Here is an 18,499-nt window from a genome sequence, read left to right on the forward strand (position 1 = left end):
ATGCTTGGAAGTTGGAATTACGCATTAAACACATTACCCCAAGTAGAAACACAAAATAAAATTATGTTCGACAATGGGGCTTTACAAAATCACCAACAGGCAGGAAACGACAGAAACGAAATGCTGAACAGCATTAAAACGATGTTGGAATATAACCCGAATTTAGATACTTCATTGGCTGATGAAGAATTGCCCGAATTTAATTCAGAAGAAGTCAAAAACGAAGTTTCTAAACAGTTGCTCAATGGCGAAGATTTGGAAAAACTCAAACCAAACGACAATTCAACCCACATCGGTTTCGACCAAAACGCACTTGATTATCACCGCCAAAATGGTTTAAAGAATACGATTAAACAAATGCTTATGAATATGGGCGGTGGTTTGATGGCTCTATAAGGAGGCTATATGGCTTTAAATATACAGTGGCTATTTCAAGAACCTGTGGATTTTTCAAATGTTATAATGAAAACACTTGAAAACAAGCAAAAAACATATAACGATATGGCAAAGAACTTAGGCGAAGGAATACGAAACACACACGATTATTTGCTTGATAGAGAATTGGCTGATTTGATGGAAAGTCAAAACGGAACTTATCAAGAAATGAACGACCGAGAACTTGAAAACCAAATAGCAGCAAACAGGGCAAGACGAATAAAGAAGGACAACAACGCACAAATACAGTGGAATTGGCAAAAGAATCGTGAAGACGCTGAAAGAAGATTTCAAAAGAATTTGGATAATTCAAACGCAAGTCAAACACGAATGAAAGTCAATGGTGCTGCGAACGACATTAGACAGAAGCAGATTTCAATAGCGAACGACTTTAGGCAAATGACAGCAACCATCGACCCATTCCAAAGAAAGGCTTACGAAGATAAAATTCTTACGGATTTAGACCAAATGAACTTGGCTTATGAAACGCTTTCAAAGTCTTACACTCCTGAACAGTTGGCAAGTTTCGGTTTGTCCGATATGAGCGATTACACAAAGAAAGTCAAAGAAGCCATCAAGAATGGTAAATTCAGTGCTGACGCTGATTTCGCAAAGGTCATCGACATTCAAACGGAATATGACAAACATGTTCGTTCGGGTGATTTAACAGACGAAATGAAACAGTCAATGCTTATACAGTTAGAACCTTTAATTCAAAATGGTTCAAAAGAAGCATTCGCTCTCAAACAGGAAATCCTAAGTGGCGAAACTGAAAAAGAAACATTCACAAGAGAAACAAAGGCAAACGCACGCACAAGAGCGATCGGAGCAGGCAACGAAAAAGCGGACGCAAATAAGTTGTCATTGGACGAACTTCTAAACAAATGGCCTTTGACGAAATACGAACAGGACGCTCTCGAAAAGAAATACACTCCAACAGCTCAAAATGACGATGCCACGAAATACAAGTCTATGGGCATTTCAGAAAAGAAACTTTGGAAAGCTCGAAACTCAAACAAGTTTAATTATTTGAGAAATAAGGGGTTAATCTAAAATGGCAACAAACAAAGAAAATCTAATCGACGAACTTATTGAAACCGCAGTTCTCTATGAACCCAACAGCAAAGAAGAACAGTATTTGTTGAACATAGCCAAGCAAATGGAAAACCTTTCCGATTCAGAATTGGCAAAGTTCATTGCGGTAAATAGAGAAGGAATTTCAAAGTATTTGCCGAATGATGCGACATTATGGACTTTGGCAAATTCCAAAGACCCAAATTGGAAAGATAAGGATTTGGATTTGCCGTCAATGTTTAACGATAAGGAAATTCTCTATAAGTGGAACAATCCAAGCGAATATAGCGAAGAACGACTTGCCGAAATTGCCAAACAAAACGGAATTCCTTTACCAACATTAAAAGCGGAACTTGAAAAACAGTCGCTCATTCAATCACGAAAGGATAATATGTGGCCTGAATGGGCTTGGGGTCATTCTGTAATGAACCCTGTTATGAATATGGTTCAGGAAGTTTTCACGCCTCGACTTTATGAAAAACGACTTCGTGAAGGTGTAAATGCGGATTTGTTCACAGACAAGAATGGCGATTTTGACCCAAGTCTTTTATTGGATGTAGGCGAAAACGCCCTATATGCTGTTCCATACGGAAAGGTGGCAGGAACGGCAATTAAGCCCATTGGAACAATGTTGAGGGCGAACGGAAAAACAGGTGCGGTTGCTCGTGGTTTAAATTTCGCCATCGAGAATGGAGCAAATCCTTTTATTATGGAAGGCGTGGATGCTCTCGCATACGATGACCCCGAAAACGACCGATCTTCCTTCAATGTCGGTGATGCCCTTCAGGGAACAGCAACAAACATTGGAGCACCTGTTTTATTGAAGGGTGTTCCAATGGCTATTTCACGATATAGAAGTGGCTCAGGACGCCCTGACCGTGGCTTACTCAAATTGCTATATGAAATTGGCGAAGGTGGTGCTGACGATGTAATGGCGAAAATTAAGGCGAACAATAAGCGTTTTGACGAACTTCAAGATAGGGCATTGAAATTTGGAAAGAGCGATTTGGACGAAGCCGAAAAGGCGTTCCTTAATTCATATCCACGAAATCAAATGAACGATGAAATCTTGGAACAGATTTTCGAGCAAGAAGGAAAGACATTCAGGGATAAGGTCGAAAATTACTTAAAGACATTACCCGAAAGCGAATCAAAAATTTTAAAACTTTCAGAAGGTAATGATGGCAAAAAAACGATTTCGACACAAACAACAGAAAATAAAGTTCCACACGATGACAGGGTCAAACAGTCCGCAGACGAGATTTTGCCGATTTTAGAAAACTCACCATATAGGGAACTTAACGACAAAAGCCTTAAAACGAATAAAAAGATACTTCAAGAAAATTCCGCAAAGTCGTATATCACGAACAAATACGGCGATTACGGTTATGAAGAAGATAAAAACTCAAACATTCCTGGTATTGGCGTGCTTATCAACTTGATACAAAAAGCAAAACAAGAAGAAGCGGAAGAAGACGCAAAACAGGACGCCTTAAAACGATACAAAATTAAAATGATGTTGGGGGAATAAATGCCAACAAGTAGCGAATACAAAAAACTTATAGAAGGTTTCTTGGGTGGCTTGCTCTTGGCGGCAGGTCGTGGTGGAAATAACAAAATTTCCAATATGCTACCGTCAAGAAAGAAATCTGATTTCACTCATAGCCTTAATTTTTCTTATTCAAATCAGGGCTATGTTCCGAACAGCGTTTCTCAATGGCTCTATATGGATAAGGCGAACCAATCGCCAAACGCAACAGAAAGAAATTTTAATTCAGAAACTGAAAATTCTGTTTCGTCAATGGTTAAGTCAAGTGGTGGAACAACACCGGCAACCAAAGAAACAAAATGGGTCTTTGTGGCTAATCCAATGTGCTGTGACAAATGTTTAGCAATGAACGGACATGTTGAAGTTTCGCCAACTGAACCGACATTTTATGGGCATGTGCCAAATCGTGAAGGTCGTTATAACTGTAAATGTCATTGGTTAAGGTTAAAATAAAAAATGGTGCTTAAAACATAAGCACCATTTTTTACGAATTGTTTAAAATTTATTACATACAACTTATTACCAGATTTAGCAGATTTCGCCACCTAATTTTCGCCTTATAAAAATTTTTAATTTGTCCTGAATTTTGGGGTTTACAAGTCAAGTCCTTAATGTAAATTTTTCCTTACAAACAACATCGTTTGTTTAACCAAAAGGAAAAAACATTATGGATTTTAAAAATCTCATTACTCCCCAAATCGTGAAAGCGATTCACGATACGCCTTACGCCAAATACGATGGCGTTCCAAAAGACGAAAAGAAAGTTATCGCCCATTACTCAATCATCAAAACATTTCCCGAAAAGAATGCGATCGGTTTTTCCACCTGCCATTGGTTCGTTTTGGAAGATGATGACTTTGATTCGCCTTCTGAAAATTACATCAACAATTTTGGAAAAGTTGTTTTTGGTGCTGTGGATTTGGGAATGGGTCTTGAACTTGGTTCGTTTTCTCTTGACGAACTGTTTTCTGTAAACGACAAAAACACCCGAGTTTATCGTGACGACAGTTTCGAGCCATTAACCAAAACGATGGCAGAAATGATTGAAACCCTTAACATTGAATGGATGGTGTAAAATGGTGAAATATACCCTCATTGGTTTAAACGGCAACGCCTATTCCATTATGGCGTATGTGTGCGATGCTCTCAAACAAGAGCGTGAAAATATGGAACTTGCTTCTGACGAATACGAAACCATAAAGGCGGATTATCTGAAAGACGCAATGTCGGGCGATTACAACCATTTGCTGTGCGTGTCGTTCGATATGATTGAACGCATTAACAAAGACATCGGCTGTGACATTTCCGATGATGACCAAATCGTTTTGAATAAACAACCCAAATAAACCCAAACCAAAAAGGAATACTCAATATGAAAAACTTCAAAATCACATTCAACATTGAAATGGCAGACGATGTGGCTCCCGCAACCATTAGCCGCTTCGTTTCGCAAATCGAAACGGTCGCCTATGGCGAACTCGGAAAGATTGGCGAATTCAACATTAACACTTCTTTCGGAACGATTGGGGCTTCGATCCCGAAGATTTCCGTTTCTGAAAAATCGTTGGAGCGTTTCAAGAACGAAACGAAAACCGAAATTGGTCCCGTTCCCCCTGTTGAACCCGAAAAGAAGAAACGCCGTCGCCGTCGCACAAAGAAAGAAATCTTGGAGGGTCGCAAGAATGGCTAAGGTTGGCGACAAAATCAAAATCATTTCTATGAATGGCGAGCCCCAATATACAGGCAAAGTTGGTGTCGTGGACTTCATTGACGATATGGGTCAAATCCACGGAACTTGGGGTGGATGTGCCATCATTCCCGATGTCGATTCTTTTGAAATCATCAACGAAAACCAGGAGCAGAAAAATGCCTAAAATTAGAGAAATGGAAAAATCAGAACAATTCGATTGTCTTGCGGTCACCAAAGTCGAAGTGTTCCCCTTTATGGAAGGAACGAACATTGGACACATGAAGGGAATGGCGACAATCGTTCTGAACGACCAACTTATCATTCGTGGCCTTCGCATTATGGATGGCGAGAACGGTCTGTTCGTGGGATTTCCCACTGACCCATTCTTCAAAGGTGACGAATTCCGCTATGCGGTTTGTCCTATGACACGCCAACTTCGTGAACACATCGAAAACTGTGTTTTGGAGAAATACTCGGCTATAATGGCGAAATAGACAGAAAATCCAATCAAAACATTAAACCGTGGTCATCGACCACGGTTTTTTGTCAGTAGAGCGTCTTTAAGGCGTTTTCTCTCTTGGTGGTGTAATTGCTCGCCAAATCCCCAAAGGGGGCTTATTGGTGGTTCTACTGTCCATCCCTGGTGCTATACATACATTGTCGAATGTTTATTTGATTGTGAGGTGATATATGAGAAACGGAAAGAAGGTTTTGAACCATAGAAAGTCGGTTGGCTATGTGAAACAGCCGACCGTGGAGAGAGTGAACGAAATTCTAAAAAGCGATTATGCGGACAATGTGGAACTCGGCATTTTTGCGACAGAATTCGTGAATTGGTATGTCGGGAAATACCGATGTTCGATGGCGTCCGCTTACAGAATGTTAAACCAACTTGAAAACGAATACGATTACCGCTTCATTAGGTGGTTTTATGGCTAAAAATGGCTCTTTCGGGGCGTTTTTCCCGATGGTGGTAGCCAAACCCAATTTTAGACGATTTTTGGCTTAAAATAGCCCTTTTTAGCCCTAATTTTCGTCAAAATTAGCCGATTTTGAAGGCGATTTCCCAAATTTTAAGCGATTTTCTTGGATTTCTATTTCTGCGGTTCAAATTTGAACAAAATTTTTGAAAATACCCTTGACAAATGTAAACAATTTATTACATTTAGGGTGTATTTGGGCGAAATGCTCGTTTTTGGCGTAAAATCGCTTTGGGCTAAGTCATAAATACCAATGAGAACAAAAACCACTTTTGCCGTTAAGATTGGGGATGGCAAAGCGGATTAAATCAAGAAAAAACAGCTCATTTTTTGCGTCCAAGCACGCCCATTCTGTAATGTGCTTGGATTGGGAAAAATGGCATTATTTAGGAGAATACGCATAATGAAGAAAATGCGGTAAATCATCGAAAGTCTCGTATAGAAGACGAAAAACAAACCGATTGGAGAATGGGCGAATATGTCCCAAGACCGTCCTCGACTGCGAATTTGGAACATCATTCCAACAGACAGAAAACATAGGCACGAAATTGCTCCCGTTGAATCTACATTCGACAATGAGCCGAGCCTTATATCTTTTATCAAATTACAACGCAGTTAAAAATTTTGACATACCGATACATGAACATTTTAAAAATAAATTAAATCCTTTTAATTTATCTAATAAAGGTGTATGTATCGCTAAGTCAAAAACTCCTGACGGAGTTCCCGACCCCGCAGACGAAACCATAACTTCACACATAGAATTATCAGAGCAAATCAAGCTATTTTGTCGTGGTCGATTTATCGACACGCAGTGTTTTCCTGCTATCCGAATTCCCCCGACAGAAGATTATCGCTTACGATGGCACTTGAATTATGCCTATAATTCTGTATTCGTGAATTGGTTTAACCTTCAGGAAATCTTGAAGCATTTTGCTCCTGATTACCCTGTAATGGAACTTGAGAACAGCGATGTCATAGCCACAATCAAAAGACACATGGCTATAATGTCACCGTCAAGCGGAAAGTATATAGACGGAATAATCGAATATACTTATACGCAACAGTTCTTTGAAGAATCTTTGCGATTGTTCAAGAAAGTGTATAAAGACCTGAATGTTCTGAAAGGGTGGATGTTGGTTGCTCAGCGTTGCGTTCATAACGATGATGACGATGGGAAACCTAAAATCAAAATTCACTTATATGGTCAAGCAGGGCGTGAGCGACTTTATGAAAAAGTAAAGTCGTGGAATGGCGTGTATTCTCTTGAAATACCGATCTTGACAAAAGAAAAGTTATACAAGTGGTATGCGACAGAAAAACGCAAGTGCGTAAAGGAACTTAAAAGCAAGTTGTCGCCTTATTTCGTGACACGGAAAAGGTTGGGATGCTCAACATATTTTGACAAGCGACCCTTCGGATAGGGTCGGCTTACAGAACCTATTTGAGTCCCTTTCTCAACAAGTGAAACGAAAGAATGTTCAGGCTATCAGTAAAAAAGAGTGTGAGCAAATCAAGAAAGAAGTAATCGCTTATCTTGACGAGTTCGTGAATGCTATTGGCGACCAAGCGGACGCCATCGCTTATGTTAAACAATACAGTAATATAGGAGAAAAATAAAATGAATGAAAATACAATTCCTTACGATGTAAAAGATTGTAGATGGCTCAATGTGTGGGCGAAAGATTACAACGGCTACACATACATTTTCTTTTCGTGTCGTGACTTAAATTCCAAGTATTCTATGCGGAGATACTTGGGGTAAGGACGGAAAAGCAAAAGGTTTAAAAGCCAAATTCCAAGAAATCACAAACAAGTGCCAAAAGTCAAACAATCCTAAAGCACGATGTGTGAACCTGAACGATTTTGTTTTCATTGGCGACATCACTTGTTCTAACGAAAACGAATGTAGGGACTTCCATCGTCTTTTAAATGTGATTTTCAAAAGGTATTATGTGAACGACTTCGGTGGACCGTGTTTAAAGAACTGTAAACACTCCCAAATTATCCCGTTGTTCAAACATATTCTTCAAAAAAAGAGAAATAGAGTCTTTGACATTATCGACCTTATGGAGCGTATAGAAAAGCTTTATTACGATGCGTCTAATGTCAATGTCGGTCAAGTCTATATTATTGACAATATAAAAACGGTCAAAGTAGGAGCGTCGCATGATGCCCTCCAGCGTTTCAGAAATCTAAAAGCCAATGGCGAGATTTTCCCGAATGCGACTTTGGTCGTGGTCTATAATGTTGCCGACCAAAATGGATTTGAAGCGAAAGCCCAAGCCCTTTTGAACAAGTATAAAGCACAAAATCCTGTTAAGGCTCAAAACAGAAATTCGCAGTGGCGGTTATCTTGATGAGCATTTCAGTTGTTATTGGGTTTATGCGTTTGGCGAGATTGAAAAGAATCTTGGTTCTGAATACATATATAGAACGATACACATGCCACCTATTATATAGGCGTGGGTGTCGCATATCATCAAATCACAATACAGAAACAGGGCGATTGTTCGCCCTGTTTTTTTTTTACTTATCGTTTGAAGTCAAAGTCATTCGCTTGGATAGATGGCAACGAAAGAAAACTCCACTGTTCAAATCTACCGCAAAATCGTTTATGGTGTAATCTTCAAGTAATTTTTTATCAGCACCAAAAATAAATTCATTGCGACCTTTAACATATAGAAGAGTGAACCGGTCTACATCTTCCCATTTCTTGAAATTCGGATTAACTTCACACCACATATCTACATAATGTTCAGTCCATTTCTCGTTAAACTTAACAGCATAATAGCATTTATCAGTCGCTTTAAAATCTTTTGTAAATGTATTGAATTGGACTTTACAGCCGTCAACTTCAAATGTGTAAACAGTTGCGTAAGTGAACACCGACAGAAGCAAGCAAAAAAACAAAATCTTTTTCATAAGGATCCTTCTAAATTTTCATTAAACCACTTTTGAAAATCATCTAACTTATCAAAAATCGCTTTAAGTTCCTCAATAGATTTTGAATTGACCAAGTTATATAATTTCTTTTCGCTTGCTTCCGAAATAAAATCGACGCTAGAAGATAAATTCAAGAGCTTGTCAAGTAATGTGCTTACAGCTTCCAAGTGCTCGGGCGATTTAATGCGACCTGACATCAAATCGTCTATGTCATCTTGGACGGTCTCTAAAAAGTCCGCTTTGTGAAGTTCTTCGATTTCGTCATCATTTAGGAATTCCATTATAAGAGCCTGATGTCTTCTTCCTCTTCTTCCTCTTCATCTTCAGAATCAGTATAATTAAATTCAACTTTACTCTGAACAATGATTTCATTTAGCACATCATCCAATTTACCATCTTCGACAACGGAGTTGAAATAATCTAACAAAATAGGAATGTTTATAATTTCTTCAATACAACTCAAATACTTCTTAACAACGCTTTTGATTACATAAGTTTTCAACGCATCTGAAGACAATTTTTGGCGAATGAGTGGTTCTGGGTCAAGCGTTTTTATAACAAATGATATGGGGTATTTTTCAATTTTGTCTATATCCAAAAAATACTTTTTGAAATCTAAGGTTTCTGTAACCTGAAAGAAACGACCAAGCGGTTTCATCACAAAATCAATGCCGCCATCATTTGCGTTTGTTCGTCCTGTTTTATACAGTTTGAGGCTGTCTTCCTCGATTTCATCTAACGAATAGCCCCAATATATTGATTGACCGTCATAATAATACTTAAGAATGGAATAACTTACAATTTCGAATAGCCGGGCATCTACATTTGGAGAAAGTAGACCAATGATAAAATTTTTTACTTCTTTTTCTTTTGCTGAACCTATTGTCTGAAGTTGCTTACATTGTTCAATGAATTGTGAAAAAGCGTCTCGTTTTGTTTCTATATATTTATTGATGATTTCAATAATGTCTTTTGCGATGTTTATTTCTTTCCCATTGACTTTGAACTTTAAATAATTTTCATTCACCCAATAACGCTGTGTTTCACGATTTCTCATTATTGGAGGAACGATGCCTTCAATAGGAAAGAATTTCATGAATTCTTCGTTCATTCTATGGTTTAAAGCGTGGTTTTGAAGTTTTTCTCCAAATGGAAGTTCTCTTTGTCGTTTAAAAAGATTTGAAAATATGGCTCCCTCATAATTTGAATAGCCACCTTTTTTTAAGAAACCTTTTTGGATATAATCTTCAACGATAACATATATGGCGTATAAACTGCCAAAACTGCCTCTCGCTTTTGAACCTTTGTTTGCTGATTTTGTTTTGTGAACGAGGTATTGAAGTAAATAACTGTGTTGAAGAACCTCTGCGGAGTTTTTGCCATACACAGATTTTAAATACTCTTTTATTGTATTTTCGAACGGCTGACTCATTATTTGCCTCCAAACAGATCTAAAGAGGTTTCGTCCTTCTTCTTTCGATTAGACTTCTTTTCTTGTTTGAGATTATCGTCTTTTTCTTTATGTTTAAATGTTTTTTGTAAAGGCTGTAAATTTTCACCTTTGTATTCGTTAGAAATTCCCAAACGCCTCAAACCTATTTTGATATATTCTTCTTGTAATTCAACACCGATAAATTTTCTTTCTAACGAATCGGCAACAAAACATGTGGTAAAGGAGCCTGAAAACGGGTCCAAAACAACATCGCCTTTTTTGCTACTTGCCTTTATAATTCTATCAAGAAGGGCTATTGGTTTCTGCGTAGGATGGTTTTCGTATTCTTCCATTCTGTAGCGAACTCTTGGAAAATCCCATACATTACCGGGAACTTTCATTGTATTGTATGGTTGAGGCGGATTCTTTCTATAATCAATCAATTTTCGCTTCGAGCCTGTTTTGGCTTCTACCATAATGTCGTCGGCATTAAATGTGTAATTTTTTTCATCCTTTACGCAAAAGAGTATCGGTTCATACATTGAACCGTAGAAACTTTTTGCTTGAACTCCTGAACTGTCATACGACCAAACGATTCTTGAAAGAATCGTCATTTGCTTCCTAATGTGTAAATCAAAGTAGGGCATAAATTGAGTTGAAGTCATGATATACATCGAACCTGACGGCTTTAACTTTTTTATACACAAATCAATCCAACTGTAACACCAACTCAAATAATCTTCGTCCTTTTTCCATTTGTCGGGGCAACCCGCAAAATTTTTTCCAATGTTGTATGGGGGGTCAACAAAGATTAAATCTATTGATTCGTCTTCTATTTTATTTAATGCTTCAATAGCATCGCCATGAATGATTTGAGATGACCCTTTTTTAAAGTATTCTAACGATTCTTGTTTCATGAAAAGCCTCTTTCTGCTAATGATAAAAAAGTTTAATACATATTTTGTCATAAATAGAATGTAAACACCCCTTTATATAATGGTGTTTCGCATTTTTTGAGGTTTTTTAAATGATAGACGAAGCGTTATTGAAGGAATTTAAGGATTTCGAAAGTCGCTCTCACGATTATTTCAGCGACTTTTACGACAGAATAAAGGACGATAGACTTTTTCTAGGTGGTTCTCACTTTGACGAAAACGACAACAAGCGTTTTGGAAAATCCCGACTTAAAATGCCGGTCGATGTCGTTTCAAACACCATTAGAGCCATCGTCAATCAGTATTCATCAGCACCTTACTCTTGGCTCACGACTGACGAAACATTAAACGATATAGCCAACAGATTTTTAACGACCACCGCCGTCAAAGCGTCCATATATCAGGCGTTGCGAAATTCTACACGGCTATGGTTTGGGATTTCTTAATTTATCCATAGATTATGACAAGGACGGAAACGCTGTTCCTGTTCTCTATTCCATTCCCGATGTGACCAAGGTCTATTATGACCCCGACTCCATTGAAATAGATCGGTTCGGACGCAAATCAAGCCATTATCATAGACATTAAATCCAAAGCGTGGATTAAGAAAACATACGGTGAAGATTTCATAACAGAAAAAGGCGATAAGCCACTTATAGACATTTCCGATTCGTATGACGAACAATCCATGCCGTTAATCACCTATTATGTGAAATCTAATGGGGGCGTGACGGTTTATAAACTCTTAAATAAGGATTTATTGGAAGACCCAATCGTTCTAAATCTCGATAGATTACCCATAATCCCCGTATATGGCGAAGAGATTTTCATAGAAGACAAGTTGAGTCATCGTGGCATTGTTGCCCAATCTAAACCAATACAGAAACTTATAGATTACAGCTATTCGCAACTCTGCGAACGCTTGGCGAAATCCCCAAAGAACGCTTGGGTGGGAACGAAAGAAGCTGTTGAAGGAAATGAAGAATACTTCAAGAATTTCGACAAGTCTATAAATCCACTTTTGATTTACAACAAATACGATGACAGAAAGGACAAAAACGAACCGCCTACACGCATAGATATGACGATTCAATACAACGATTTAACGACTGTCCTTCAAAATTCTTTGGCTATGCTCCAATCCATTACAGGCGTTGAATCTATTGGAATACCCGATCAAAAAGTGGAAATGACCGCAACAGAAGCACTTCTAAATGCGAAATCATACACGAACAATGTCCGAAATTATTTTGACAATCTAAAAGAATCGTTTAAGTCCGCAGGACACATTTTCTTTCAGTTGCTCGGCTATGATGTCGATGTGACCGTAGAACAGGGTCCCGAAGACCAAATGGAACGACAGGTGGCAAGAGCCGAGTTAATTCAGTTGGCTCAACTTGTGCCTGAAGAAAAACGAATGGACTTGGTCGGGGCGATTACTTCAACATTGGATGACAACCAATTTATAAGGCGATTTAACCAAGCCATATTCAATGGCGTTTCACCTGAAGTAATGCGATTACAGCAACAAATACAGCAACAGCAAATCGAGTTCCAAAACCAAATTCAACAAATGGCACAGGCGAACCAAGAACTTAAAAACCAAAATCAGCAACTCAATGTTCAGTTGCTTGCTATGGAACAAAACAACAGAAACGCCCTGATTGTCGCTCAAATGGATAACCAAACGGACTTACAGAAAGAAGCGATGCGACTTGAAGCCCAAATGGAAAATCAGGACGCAAATAGGGCGATGGAACTTGAAAAAGAAGCATTTAAACAGAATAACGAAAACGCCCGAATGGTCGCAAAGATACAACAGAAAAACAACGAACAAATTTTAAATCAGTTGGGGGCTTAAATGATTGCTTTTGATAAGGATAGAAGGTTAGATTTAATTGGAAAACCTTTATACGGTCGAATTTCATTCTTTCAGAAAGACACGAACCAACTTGATAAAATTTATGTCTATGACGAAAACGACCAACTTGTGCTTTGCGAAAATCCTGTATATACAGACATAAACGGTTTTCTTGAATACGATGTGATACTTGAAAATAAGATTTATACGGTTCATCAGGAAAAATATATTGGTGATTACGATGACCCGAAAACAGATACACGCCCAAGTATGTGGGCAGACGATAGAACCTATTATACAGGGTTTGACATTTCAAGTGGAAATCAGGACTCGTTTTTATTTGGTTATGAATCCATAGCGGACGCAGACCCTTCTTTGGGAATGATTACGGTCGTGGGCTACCATACAAACGATGACTGTGGGGCTAGAACTTATGTGTGGGATGAAAATTCAAACGACCAAATAGATAACGGACAGGTGTTCGGCTCACGACTTCAATCGGGTGGGCGTTGGTTGCTTGTTCATTCGCTCCCATACATTCCATCGGAGTATTATGGCGTATATGAAGGACACTTGGAAAATATGTCTGCTCTATTTGGAGCGTCAAACCAATACGGAACTGACAACAGGATTTTATCACCCAAAGTTATCAAAATGAAAAGGGGTGATTACAACATTCAGACGAATTATTCGACATACAGAACTTTGCTCTTGGAAGACCAAGTGGATTTCGGTTCTTCGCATACGGTAACCTGTAAGAACATTCAGTTTGTGGGTTCGAGAAATTCAAAACCCATTGGGAACTTTTATTTTAACGGTGGGTATGTAGAAGTCGATTCGCTCATATTCTACGACCTTTTCCAAATGCTTTATTCAGGAGCAAAGACAATCCACATTTACAATAAGTTAGCGAGCCAAACGAGCGTGAAAAACGCAAACATCGCTTGTTCAAACATTACATTCGTCGGGCATGGCTCAATAGCCTATACAGGGAATTCCTATTCCATAACCTTTGACGGTTGCCATTTTATTGGCGAAAAAATGCTTGATGTTGGAACCAACTTCTATTTAAGAAATATGGATGCTTCCGACAGGCCTTTCAAAGCTCATTATAATTTCAATGGCGTAGATGCTTCGACTTGTTCCGTGAACATCGAAAATTTTGAAAGCGTTTCAAATTTTATGATGACGGCTTATCATTGTGGTTACACGACAATAGACTTTCAGGGGCGAAGTCTGCCAAAGAACCCGAATGTCGCATTATTGCTACTTGGTGAGAATATGACCTATAAAAACGGTTCGATGGGCTATATAAGCATAGAACACACAGCGGCGTTTGAACATTGTGTAATAGATAAGCTGTGGATTCAAAATCCATTGTCTGTGGCATTGACAGACTGTAAAATTGGAACTTTGAAATATGAAGACGCTGATGTTTCAATAGCACTTGCCGATTCGTGGGTCGCTTCATTGGAGCACGATAAGGATGTTTCTTGCTTAATTGGTGCCGTCAATACTTACTTTAATTCGTCAATAGGAAGTGGACTTACTCAGGGGGCTATTGGTGACAATACAAACCCATATAAGGGCGATTTGACCTTATTAAACTGTAATGTAAATGGTGACATCGTTATAAGGGGTGCTTTGGATATAGAACACACGACTGTTTCGGGTTCTGTTTGGACGCAGGACTTTCTATTGAATGGAACTGAAAATTTCATTTATAGCGTTATGAAAAACTGTGTAATAGGTGGCAGACATTTATTACAACATTATCAACCTTATAGAACAGGCGTGAAATCTACTTGTTTCTGGATTGGAAATCTTTTTTTGAATACAGAAAAGAATCCAATCTATCCTGAATCGTGGTCTGACCCACTTGGGGAAGGAACATTCACACGAAACGACTGTTCAACGCTCTATCTTGACCCATATCCCGCACACCATACTTGGCTTTATAAGAGCAATAGCGGGCCGAAAGTTATTCCCGATTATCCAATGGGAAATTTCACAAGCATTATAAATGTTGCCGATCCCCACGGTGTTGAAGGCTATGCGACAATTCAAGAAGTTCCTTATGTTGCTCCCGGTCATTCTGTAAAGGCTGTCCACGATGGCGAAGACGAAAGAATGGATTATGAAGACTTGTATATGAACGATTTAAAAGTAAATCTTCGTTTTTATAGGGAAATGTATTGGACGGGAAGTCACGCAACAAGACACCGCCCCGATTATCTTGGAAATTCTGCTGTCGTTCATTCGTTCGCAACAAATAAAGATTATGAATTTGACGGTGGCTATCATTGGACTTGTAGACCGCGAAAAACAACTGCTTTTTGGGAAAATTCTTCTGAAGCATATTTCAGGATTATGTTCTCGATAGATTCAGATAATCACGATTGGGGCAATATGGAAGAATACGGAAGTCTTGACATTCTGCCTTATACAAGCGTAAAATATACAGGTTAATTTTTGAGGTTTGAAAATGATTCAGTTATTATTTGACCCAAACATTCAATTCATGTTGAAGAATGGAACGATAAACACGGCTCGGCATACTGAATGTTTATCACCATAGCGACACAAACGGAAAATACCCTGTAAAGACTTACAGGGATCCTTATGGCGAAACCTTAAACCCGACCGACATCATTCTCGACAATAACGGAAGGGCGACTGTCTATGTGAACAACGATTTCTGTTATAGATTGGAAGTTTTCGATAAGGACAAGAACCTTCTTTGGACGACTGACAACATTCAACCTACAAACGGCATAGCGATTGAAGGAACTTATGTATTTTCAATAACAGGTGACGAATATATAGATGTTCAATCAAGCCGAGAAGGTTCTCAAGTTAATTATTTCTTGGGTTTCTCTGAAAATTCTAAGGGGGCGGTAGATGGTTTCTATGATTCAACAAGCGGAAACCAAGCCCTTTATAATTCCATTCAAACAGAAATTCAAAATAGAGCTTATAACGACAATCTGTTAAGAACGCAAATAGCAGCCGCCAAAACGGAAGTGAAAAACACGGATGGCACGATAACCGTTCAGGAAGCCACAGCGTCTGATGGACATACAATCTATACCATCGCAGGCGTTGAGCAAGTGCCGAATGTTTCTGTTCAATCAAGCGACCATTCTATAACAGTCACGGAAACCACACAAGCCAATAACAAAATTTTTGACTTGTCTATAACTTCACAATCAAACGAATACGGCAAATTTTATACAAGCAATGGAACGACTTGGGTTAAGGTTTCGGGAAACATAGATGTTTCTAATTCAAACATAGCCTTAAAAAATGGTGGTGTTTACCATATTACCGCCATAGCCACACTTTCTAATTCGACGGCAACCGAAGATTATTACAACTTTGGCATTTATACAGGCGATTCATTACACACAGTTTCTAATGTAGATTGTTCAATCGTTGGAACTCATGTTTACGAATTAAGTTGGGATCAGAATGTTTCTTCCACTTTTATAACAAGCGTAAACTTGCCAAACAACAATTTTTCTCTAACTTCTCTTTTCTTCCACATCCATAGAATAGACAAAAATGTCGTGGGTGTTGGTTCAGGAGATAATGACAAAGTTGCTGTCGATTCAAATTCTACGGCAGGCTATTTGGAAGATGTTTTAAAGGCGACAGAAAATTCAGACATTCAAATAAGTAAGCTCAATGGAAAACTTTACTTGGATGTTCTAACACCCGATACGGCAGACCCTAAACTTTCTGTTTCGACCATTGACCTCGTAGATTCGGCTAATGACGGAACAAATCCTTGGAATGTTCACGATGTCACTCCTGGAAATCACGACAACCACAACTGCTACATTTATAAACGATTGGCAGACGCAAAAGGTCAAGTTACCAAAGTCGATTTTGCCGTTGGAACAGTCCAACTTTACGGCTGTATTCAAATAGGGATTTTCGACTTGAACGGAAATAAACTTGGTGAAACAGCATATACGAACTTGACACAAGGTTCAAATCGCCATTATACGCTTCCACTTACAGAAACAAGCGAAGGTTCGCTCTATCTACAAAGAAACACATTGTATTATGTGGAAGTCGTATATAAGGGGCTTGAAATAATTGGTCAGACACATACGGCTTATTACTTGTTCGATTACACGATGGCTTATAACCGTTATGGCTATTGTAGCGAAGGGCGATTATACGACCCGACCGATATGTCTTTCAACAATGCCGCAAACATTCTTTATTTCCTTCAATTCTCAGGAGATTAAATCATGTCCAAAATAAATAAGGTTTTATCCAACACATCGCAGACATTGACCGACAACGAAAAACTTCAAGCAAGAACGAACATTCGGTGCTTTGGCGACAGACGATTTCAATAATTATGCTTCCAATACTGCGGCAACTTTAATAAACATTCAAAGAGTATTGGGCAACAAACAAGATATATTGACGGCAGGAAATAACATTACAATTTCAAACAATGTAATTTCAGCCAATGTTCCATCAAGTTCTACTGATGTTGGTGTATATGAATGTTATGTTACGAGGGTGCTTGACGGAACAGATACAGAACTGTGGGTTCCAAAGTCTTTGAGTACTTCAGATTTTACATTGACGCACATTTATACCAACTGTTCACAAGCGACTTGCCCTGTAAGGGTTGATTACGCTTCATCAGACGATGCTCGTTTGAAAGTCTCATTGTCAGGCATTCATTCGATAACTTGTTCATCCATCGTTTTCGTGAGCGAACACGCAAACTTCGCAAATGAACTTGCGTGTTGGGGCTATGACGCTTCAAGATGTCAGGTCGTTGCCGGAATGAACAGAATGTGGCATCTTCAGCATAACGATTACTTAGACCTGAACGGTGTTCGCTCTCTTACAAACACACTCAAATCAGGAACTTTGACAATCTCGTTTACATTCACATTCAATGTATAGAAGGTCATTATGGAAGAAATCATAAGCACCCTTTTAAATTCAAATAACGCCATTTCTATAATATGCGGAACTGTGGTTTATCTAATCATATACTTTCAAAGAAAGAACACTCGGCACACAAAGAAACAACGAATACAACGAAATGAAAACAGAATGTGCTTTGCTCAAACAACGCATAGAAGCCGTTGAAGCACAGACCCATACATTGAATAATAAACTTGACGAAATCGTGTCAGGGATTAACGCCTTAAACATAAATGTGGCGAAACTTACGGAACGAATGAAAATGGAAAAATAAACCACAAAGTCGCCTAAAACAAATTCGACTTTCAAACCACACAAAAACAGGGTTTCGCCATCCACAATGACAAAACCCATTTCAAACGAGAGCGACCCAAAACAGAAACCGAGAACTTAACGACCAATGAAAAAAATAAATGGTGATTTCTCGAATGTGGTTTTCTGTTTGGTGATTGTGTGGAGTGTTTCAGAAAATCACGACCACTTATAATTATGTGTGTTGTTATGCTTGGCTATGTAGAACTTTCGTGTTGAAAGGACGCCTTTCGTTTAAAATTTTAAACACAGTCCTGTTTTAATGGTCAGTTCGCCATTCCTTATCGGGCGACTTATCCACAACAATAAAGTGCTACATTGCC

At 38.6% G+C, this 18,499-nt stretch carries 23 protein-coding genes; 19 read left to right on the forward strand and 4 right to left on the reverse strand.

Translation table 11 applies throughout. The features are described 5' to 3' along the window. From B7988_RS05385 to B7988_RS05440, 13 genes are all read left to right on the forward strand, one after another. Entirely contained in the window at positions 1-396 is a 396-nt protein-coding gene (locus B7988_RS05385) for a hypothetical protein (protein WP_088657117.1), read from the forward strand. Between the two features lie 9 nt (positions 397-405). Continuing rightward, positions 406-1,488 carry a hypothetical protein gene (locus B7988_RS05390; RefSeq protein ID WP_088657118.1) on the forward strand — a complete coding sequence of 361 codons (1,083 nt, stop codon included), beginning with the start codon at positions 406-408 and terminating at the stop codon, positions 1,486-1,488. 1 nt (position 1,489) lies between these two features. Continuing rightward, a complete protein-coding gene (locus tag B7988_RS05395) occupies positions 1,490-3,040 on the forward strand; it encodes a hypothetical protein (protein ID WP_088657119.1) in 1,551 nt (516 codons plus the stop codon). Continuing rightward, entirely contained in the window at positions 3,041-3,511 is a 471-nt protein-coding gene (locus B7988_RS05400; RefSeq protein WP_141225572.1) for a hypothetical protein, read from the forward strand. A 214-nt stretch (positions 3,512-3,725) separates the two neighbouring features. Beyond that, a complete protein-coding gene (locus B7988_RS05405; RefSeq protein ID WP_088657121.1) occupies positions 3,726-4,133 on the forward strand; it encodes a DUF2958 domain-containing protein in 408 nt (135 codons plus the stop codon). Between the two features lies 1 nt (position 4,134). Further along, positions 4,135-4,404: a hypothetical protein gene (locus B7988_RS05410; RefSeq protein ID WP_088657122.1), complete on the forward strand. Its 270-nt coding sequence runs from the start codon at positions 4,135-4,137 to the stop codon at positions 4,402-4,404. A gap of 26 nt (positions 4,405-4,430) precedes the next feature. Then, on the forward strand, positions 4,431-4,748 hold the full coding sequence (locus B7988_RS14855; RefSeq protein ID WP_141225573.1) for a hypothetical protein: 318 nt from the start codon (positions 4,431-4,433) through the stop codon (positions 4,746-4,748). After that, complete coding sequence (locus tag B7988_RS14860; protein ID WP_141225574.1) at positions 4,741-4,932, forward strand: DUF4314 domain-containing protein; 192 nt, start codon at positions 4,741-4,743, stop codon at positions 4,930-4,932. The genes B7988_RS14855 and B7988_RS14860 overlap by 8 nt, the downstream gene beginning before the upstream one ends. Next, positions 4,925-5,242 carry a SpoVG family protein gene (locus B7988_RS05420; RefSeq protein ID WP_249268859.1) on the forward strand — a complete coding sequence of 106 codons (318 nt, stop codon included), beginning with the start codon at positions 4,925-4,927 and terminating at the stop codon, positions 5,240-5,242. Before B7988_RS14860 ends, B7988_RS05420 begins: the two co-directional genes overlap by 8 nt. Before the next feature lie 196 nt (positions 5,243-5,438). Continuing rightward, positions 5,439-5,687, forward strand: coding sequence for a hypothetical protein (locus tag B7988_RS05425; RefSeq protein WP_088657124.1), 249 nt, complete (start codon positions 5,439-5,441; stop codon positions 5,685-5,687). A gap of 616 nt (positions 5,688-6,303) precedes the next feature. Then, positions 6,304-7,152, forward strand: a complete 849-nt coding sequence (locus B7988_RS05430) for a hypothetical protein (RefSeq protein WP_088657125.1) — start codon at positions 6,304-6,306, stop codon at positions 7,150-7,152. Between the two features lie 40 nt (positions 7,153-7,192). After that, the gene (locus tag B7988_RS15025) at positions 7,193-7,348 is read left to right on the forward strand and encodes a hypothetical protein (RefSeq protein WP_170930539.1); all 156 of its coding nucleotides are present in this window, start codon (positions 7,193-7,195) and stop codon (positions 7,346-7,348) included. Positions 7,349-7,578: 230 nt separating this feature from the next. Then, positions 7,579-8,088 carry a hypothetical protein gene (locus tag B7988_RS05440; protein WP_088657127.1) on the forward strand — a complete coding sequence of 170 codons (510 nt, stop codon included), beginning with the start codon at positions 7,579-7,581 and terminating at the stop codon, positions 8,086-8,088. A gap of 169 nt (positions 8,089-8,257) precedes the next feature. Here B7988_RS05440 and B7988_RS05445 read toward each other — a convergent pair whose 3' ends face one another. Genes B7988_RS05445 through yhdJ form a run of 4 tightly spaced genes read right to left on the reverse strand, consistent with a single transcriptional unit; the run spans position 8,258 to position 11,023 of the window. Continuing rightward, the gene (locus B7988_RS05445) at positions 8,258-8,653 is read right to left on the reverse strand and encodes a hypothetical protein (RefSeq protein WP_088657128.1); all 396 of its coding nucleotides are present in this window, start codon (positions 8,651-8,653) and stop codon (positions 8,258-8,260) included. Then, positions 8,650-8,955 carry a hypothetical protein gene (locus B7988_RS05450; RefSeq protein ID WP_088657129.1) on the reverse strand — a complete coding sequence of 102 codons (306 nt, stop codon included), beginning with the start codon at positions 8,953-8,955 and terminating at the stop codon, positions 8,650-8,652. The genes B7988_RS05445 and B7988_RS05450 overlap by 4 nt, the downstream gene beginning before the upstream one ends. Further along, positions 8,955-10,106: a restriction endonuclease gene (locus B7988_RS05455; RefSeq protein WP_088657130.1), complete on the reverse strand. Its 1,152-nt coding sequence runs from the start codon at positions 10,104-10,106 to the stop codon at positions 8,955-8,957. The genes B7988_RS05450 and B7988_RS05455 overlap by 1 nt, the downstream gene beginning before the upstream one ends. After that, entirely contained in the window at positions 10,106-11,023 is a 918-nt protein-coding gene (yhdJ, locus tag B7988_RS05460) for an adenine-specific DNA-methyltransferase (protein ID WP_088657141.1), read from the reverse strand. Before yhdJ ends, B7988_RS05455 begins: the two co-directional genes overlap by 1 nt. A gap of 110 nt (positions 11,024-11,133) precedes the next feature. On the opposite strand from yhdJ, the gene B7988_RS05465 reads away from it, so the two are divergent. From B7988_RS05465 to B7988_RS15030, 6 genes are all read left to right on the forward strand, one after another. After that, positions 11,134-11,487, forward strand: coding sequence for a hypothetical protein (locus tag B7988_RS05465; protein ID WP_088657131.1), 354 nt, complete (start codon positions 11,134-11,136; stop codon positions 11,485-11,487). A gap of 242 nt (positions 11,488-11,729) precedes the next feature. Then, positions 11,730-12,902, forward strand: a complete 1,173-nt coding sequence (locus B7988_RS05470; RefSeq protein WP_088657132.1) for a portal protein — start codon at positions 11,730-11,732, stop codon at positions 12,900-12,902. After that, entirely contained in the window at positions 12,903-15,371 is a 2,469-nt protein-coding gene (locus B7988_RS05475; RefSeq protein WP_088657133.1) for a hypothetical protein, read from the forward strand. A 215-nt stretch (positions 15,372-15,586) separates the two neighbouring features. Then, on the forward strand, positions 15,587-17,161 hold the full coding sequence (locus B7988_RS05480; RefSeq protein ID WP_170930540.1) for a hypothetical protein: 1,575 nt from the start codon (positions 15,587-15,589) through the stop codon (positions 17,159-17,161). Between the two features lie 91 nt (positions 17,162-17,252). Further along, entirely contained in the window at positions 17,253-17,840 is a 588-nt protein-coding gene (locus tag B7988_RS14865; RefSeq protein ID WP_141225575.1) for a hypothetical protein, read from the forward strand. A gap of 142 nt (positions 17,841-17,982) precedes the next feature. After that, on the forward strand, positions 17,983-18,138 hold the full coding sequence (locus B7988_RS15030) for a hypothetical protein (protein WP_170930541.1): 156 nt from the start codon (positions 17,983-17,985) through the stop codon (positions 18,136-18,138). Positions 18,139-18,499 lie beyond the last annotated feature (361 nt).

Origin of the sequence: Fibrobacter sp. UWB1 (assembly GCF_002210325.1) — a bacterium.
Taxonomy (GTDB): Bacteria; Fibrobacterota; Fibrobacteria; order Fibrobacterales; family Fibrobacteraceae; genus Fibrobacter.

Coding starts and splice junctions, on each gene's coding strand:
- B7988_RS15030 (WP_170930541.1), top strand. CDS start 17,983: ATGAAAACAGAATGTGCTTTGCTCAAACAACGCATAGAAGCCGTTGAA.
- B7988_RS05465 (WP_088657131.1), top strand. CDS start 11,134: ATGATAGACGAAGCGTTATTGAAGGAATTTAAGGATTTCGAAAGTCGC.
- B7988_RS05400 (WP_141225572.1), top strand. CDS start 3,041: ATGCCAACAAGTAGCGAATACAAAAAACTTATAGAAGGTTTCTTGGGT.
- B7988_RS14860 (WP_141225574.1), top strand. CDS start 4,741: ATGGCTAAGGTTGGCGACAAAATCAAAATCATTTCTATGAATGGCGAG.
- B7988_RS05445 (WP_088657128.1), bottom strand. CDS start 8,653: ATGAAAAAGATTTTGTTTTTTTGCTTGCTTCTGTCGGTGTTCACTTAC.
- B7988_RS05410 (WP_088657122.1), top strand. CDS start 4,135: ATGGTGAAATATACCCTCATTGGTTTAAACGGCAACGCCTATTCCATT.
- B7988_RS05470 (WP_088657132.1), top strand. CDS start 11,730: ATGCCGTTAATCACCTATTATGTGAAATCTAATGGGGGCGTGACGGTT.
- B7988_RS05390 (WP_088657118.1), top strand. CDS start 406: ATGGCTTTAAATATACAGTGGCTATTTCAAGAACCTGTGGATTTTTCA.
- B7988_RS05430 (WP_088657125.1), top strand. CDS start 6,304: ATGAGCCGAGCCTTATATCTTTTATCAAATTACAACGCAGTTAAAAAT.
- B7988_RS05450 (WP_088657129.1), bottom strand. CDS start 8,955: ATGGAATTCCTAAATGATGACGAAATCGAAGAACTTCACAAAGCGGAC.
- B7988_RS14855 (WP_141225573.1), top strand. CDS start 4,431: ATGAAAAACTTCAAAATCACATTCAACATTGAAATGGCAGACGATGTG.
- B7988_RS05405 (WP_088657121.1), top strand. CDS start 3,726: ATGGATTTTAAAAATCTCATTACTCCCCAAATCGTGAAAGCGATTCAC.
- B7988_RS05425 (WP_088657124.1), top strand. CDS start 5,439: ATGAGAAACGGAAAGAAGGTTTTGAACCATAGAAAGTCGGTTGGCTAT.
- B7988_RS05395 (WP_088657119.1), top strand. CDS start 1,490: ATGGCAACAAACAAAGAAAATCTAATCGACGAACTTATTGAAACCGCA.
- B7988_RS05475 (WP_088657133.1), top strand. CDS start 12,903: ATGATTGCTTTTGATAAGGATAGAAGGTTAGATTTAATTGGAAAACCT.
- yhdJ (WP_088657141.1), bottom strand. CDS start 11,023: ATGAAACAAGAATCGTTAGAATACTTTAAAAAAGGGTCATCTCAAATC.
- B7988_RS05385 (WP_088657117.1), top strand. CDS start 1: ATGCTTGGAAGTTGGAATTACGCATTAAACACATTACCCCAAGTAGAA.
- B7988_RS05420 (WP_249268859.1), top strand. CDS start 4,925: ATGCCTAAAATTAGAGAAATGGAAAAATCAGAACAATTCGATTGTCTT.
- B7988_RS05455 (WP_088657130.1), bottom strand. CDS start 10,106: ATGAGTCAGCCGTTCGAAAATACAATAAAAGAGTATTTAAAATCTGTG.